General features: G+C 46.1%; 2 protein-coding genes. Both read left to right on the top strand.

Features of this window, described 5'->3' with window-relative positions:
* Positions 1-3021: SusC/RagA family TonB-linked outer membrane protein (locus tag M1B78_RS18180; protein WP_257941460.1), on the top strand; the 3021-nt coding region annotated here is incomplete at its 5' end.
* A 28-nt stretch (positions 3022-3049) separates the two neighbouring features.
* Entirely contained in the window at positions 3050-4690 is a 1641-nt protein-coding gene (locus M1B78_RS18175) for a RagB/SusD family nutrient uptake outer membrane protein (protein WP_176468883.1), read from the top strand.
* The last annotated feature ends 114 nt before the right edge of the window (positions 4691-4804 follow it).

The raw sequence follows: 4804 nt of genomic DNA, 5'->3' as shown, positions 1-4804 counted from the left end.
ACATTACCAAACGTACCAAGTTCCGCGAAAACTCTGGTAATTTCGTATATTGGTATGCAGACGCAGGAGGTGGCGATTAAGTCACATGTGAAAGTGACAATGAGAAGCAATGCAGAAGCTTTGGATGAGGTTGTGGTAGTGGCATACGGTACTGCTAAAAAAGAATCGTTGACTGGTTCTATCTCGGTGGTTGACAATAAGAAAATAGAGAAGCGCATCACAACCAGCGTAACCGGTGCACTTGAAGGTGCCGCACCGGGTGTACAAGTGAACAATACATATGGTGAACCCGGTTCTGCCCCCAGCATCCGTATCCGTGGTTTTGGTACATTGGTTTCAGGTGCTTCAGATCCTCTGTATGTAGTGGACGGAGTCCCTTTCGATGGAAACATGGCCGAACTAAACTCTAATGATATTGAAAGCATGTCCATCTTGAAAGATGCTGCTTCGGCTGCATTATACGGTAACCGTGCTGCCAACGGTGTTGTCATCATTACAACCAAGAGCGGACGAAACACTCACAAACCGAGTATTACGCTGCAAATGAATCAAGGTATGTATAACAGAGGTATTCCCGAGTACGACCGTCTGGATGCAGACCGCTGGATGGAAGCTACCTGGATGGCCAAGAAGAATGCCATGATGAGCAATGCCGGCATGTCGGCAAGCGATGCTGCCGCATACGCCACGGGACACGTGGTTAGTGAATCTATCGGTCGTAATATCTACAATGCCGCTGATGATAAGTTGTTTGACAATAGCGGTAAACTGATTGCCACTCGTCTGGCTGGCTATGACGACTTGGACTGGCAGAATGCCATCGAACGCACGGGACACCGTCAGGAATACAATCTTTCCGCTGCCACTTCGGGAGAGAAATACAACGTGTATTCTTCCATAGGCTATTTGAATGAGAAAGGATATGTAAAAGCCACAGGTTACGAACGTTTCTCCGGGCGTATCAACACTACTTATACGCCTAACAAATGGTTCAAGGGTGGCGTGAACCTGACTGGCTCGTGGACCAAGCGTAACTATAACAGTAATGCCAACGGCAGCTATTACGCCAATCCGTTCTACATTACCCGTTATATGGCTCCGGTCTATCCGTTGTTTATGCACAATGCCGACGGTACATACCAACTGGATGCCGATGGTAACAGAATTTATGACACCACGTCATCTTATCTGAGTAACCGCAACATCGCTTACGAAATGTTGTATAATAAGCAGGAAAGTGTGCGCAACGTATTGGGTGGACAAGCTTTTGCTACCATCTCGTTGCCGTATGGACTTTCATTAACTGTAAAAGGTGACCTGAACAACAGCACTTCGAACAATAAGAAATATGACAATCCCGAAATTGGAGACGGTGCTACGAATGGCGGTCGTTTGACAAGTTATGCCTACCAATACAAGACTATAACCTTGCAGGAAATTCTGAGCTGGAACTATCAATTTAATCAGGTACACAAGGTGGAAGCTATGGTGGCTCACGAGAACTATAGTTGGGAGCGCAAGTACACTTCCGGAATGAACACCGGTATGGCTGTAGACGGAAACCTTACGATGGGCAACTTCCTCAACAACTCTTATTTTTCCGGAAGTGATGATGAGGACAAGACGGAGTCTTATCTGGCACGCGTAAAGTACAATTATGACAACCGTTATTTCGTAGAAGGTTCGTTCCGTCGTGACGGTTCCTCACGCTTCCATAAGGATAATCGCTGGGGTAACTTCTATTCTGTGGGTGCCAGCTGGAACATGAAACAAGAAGCTTTCTTGCAAGATGTAGATTGGGTGGATGCCTTGAAGTTGCGCGCGTCCTATGGTGAAGTCGGTAACAATATGGGCGTAAGCCTTTATGGTCACATGGCTCTTTATACCATTGACAAGAACGGTGGTGAAGCCGCTTTGGTAAAACAATCACTTTCAGCACCGGACATCAAATGGGAAACTACACAGACGGTGGATGTTGCCGTAGAGGGGCGTCTGTTCAACCGTCTAAACTTCCAAATAGGCTATTTCGACAAACGTTCCAAAGACCTGCTGTTTGAGGTACGCCTGCCGCTTTCTGCCGGTTCTTATCCTTGGGTTGACGACAGTGCCCCGATGAACCTGACGCAATACAAGAATATCGGTACCGTGTCCAACCGTGGCTGGGAAATTTCTTTGAATGCCGATGTCATCAACAACAATGACTGGAAATGGAACATCGGTGTAGACGCTACTTTCCTGAAGAATAAAATCGTGAAACTGCCCGATGGAAAGGACATCTTGCATGGTATGCAAAACTATTCCGAAGGACACTCCATCTACGAATGGTACACTTATCATTTCGAAGGTGTAGACCAAATGACCGGTACCTCTCTCTATACACCGGACCCGGACAAGAAATCCGCTGCCCAAGAAGCCGGTGCATTGACTACCATCAATGGTACAGATTATGCTACCGCGACTTCATACGCCAAACGTGACTGGGCCGGTAGTGCACTCCCTACGGTTTACGGTTCTATCAGCTCGGCTCTTTCTTGGAAAAACTGGGATTTGAACATGCTGTTTACTTATTCTTTAGGCGGTAAAACATACGATGGTAGTTATGCCAGCTTGATGGGGGTGTCCGAATCCGGTGCTGCCGGTAGCGCTTACCACAAGGACATCCTGAATTCTTGGAAAGAAGTTCCTGCGGGAATGACAGAAACTTCTGCCAATCGCATTGATCCGAATGGAACTCCGCGCGCCGACTTTTACAAATCGTCCGACCTGAATGCCACCAGTGACCGCTGGCTGACAAGCTCTTCTTACTTCGTATTCAAGAACCTGAATCTCTCCTACAGCTTGCCCAAGCGTTGGCTGAAAAGTGTAGGTATAGAAGGCCTTTCGCTGACTGCCGGTGTAGAGAACCTTTTTACATTGACTTCACGCAAAGGATTGAATCCGCAGTATTCCTTCAACGGAGGTTCGGACGATACGTATGTGACAGCCCGTGTTTATAACTTCGGACTGACTGTGAAATTCTAAAGGTATAACCATATAATTTGTATTAGAAATGAAAAAGATTATCAATAAATTGTTCGCAGGAAGCCTATTGGCAGGTATGATGCTGGTGTCTTCTTGCGCCGGTGACTATCTGGATACAGCACCTACTGACTCAACCGGAGCAACCGATGCCGTAGGTACCACGGCCAATGCCATGAAGGCATTGAACGGTATCGCCAAAATCATGACGACACAACACTCCTATTTTGGAGGTGGATTTGCTGGTGAGAACAACATAATGATTCAGTACGAAAGCTACCCGAGTGAAAATTACAATTACAACGTCTATGCATCCGGATGGTCTCCTATCTTCAATCAAGAGTTCCATACGCGTACCAACTCCATTTACGATGCTTACGCATGGTATTACTATTATACCATTGCAGGTAATGCTAACACCATTCTTGCCAATATAGACAATGCCGAAGGTACGGAAGCGGAAAGGAATTTTGTCAAGGCATCTGCACTGACTTTTCGTGCATATGCTTTCGAAAAACTGGTACACTACTATTGCTGGCGCTGGCAAGATTCCAACAATGGCGCTTCGCAGGGGATAGTACTTCGTTTGGACGAATCTACCGATGGACAAGGTTATGCCACATTAGCTGAAACATATACACAGATTTATAAAGATTTGGATGAAGCCATTATGTTGTTTGAGCAAAGCGGTATGGACCGTAATGCCTCACAAGTATGGATGCCGAACATCAATGTGGCACATGCCATCTACGCCCGTGCCGCTCTTACCAAGCAAGATTATACCAAAGCATTGACTGAAGCTAAGCTGGCTCGCCAGAACTACCCACTCATGAGCAATGCAGAATATCATGCAGGGTTCTGTAATCCGACCAGTGAATGGATTTTCGGAAGCTTTGGTAGTGCACAAGAGAATAACTGGTATTGGAGTTATGGTACTCAGTATGCATGCAACGGATATTATGCGAGCACTCAACAGACCGGTGCAGGTTCTATTGGTCGTGAATTGATTAACCGCATTCCTAACAACGATGCCCGTAAAGCATTGTTCCTAACCGAAGACAAATTTCCCGGCTATAACTTCAATGACGGTTCAGCCATGGATTTAGGCTACGGCATTCTTGGAATGGGAAATGATGCGGAAAAAGCAGATGCTCTTTGGGAAGATGCAGCTGCCTATTGTCAGAAAATGGCGGTCAGTGGCCTGGAGGCTCCCTATCAGGCCGGTTACATGCATTTGGGCGGACAACTGAAGTTTTATGTATTCGACACTCCGGGCGTCAGCTACCTGCCTTTCATCCGTTCATCGGAAATGGTATTGGTAGAGGCAGAGGCTAATTATTTCTTGAATGACGAGACTGCTGCTCGTGCCTCACTGGTAGAACTGAATGCCACTTCCGGACGTAATCCTGAATACACTTGCGACAAGAGTGGCGAAGCTCTTTGGAATGAAATTATGGACTATCGCGAATTGGAACTCTGGGGTGAAGGTTTTGCATGGAGCGACTACAAGAGATGGAACCGCGACATAGTCCGTCACAGTTTTGCCGAAGGTGGTAATGCTCACATTTCCGTTGCAAAAACCATTCCTGCCTCCGGTGTCAACAAATGGACATGGGATGTACCTCTGAATGAAACTGATTACAACGATGAGTTGAATCTTGGAGGAAAATAATTCTACCGGAATTATTCTATAAATAAAGTGTTTTTTGAGGAGGTTGTGTCAAAACGTTGGCACAACCTTTTTCTATAATTTATAGTCCTGTTATCTTTTCTTTTGTCTACGCCG

Origin of the sequence: Bacteroides muris (ex Fokt et al. 2023) (assembly GCF_024704895.1) — a bacterium.
Classification (GTDB): domain Bacteria; phylum Bacteroidota; class Bacteroidia; order Bacteroidales; family Bacteroidaceae; genus Bacteroides; species Bacteroides muris.
The sequence above is the reverse complement of the archived record's forward strand: the minus strand, read 5'-3'. Positions and strand labels throughout refer to the sequence as shown.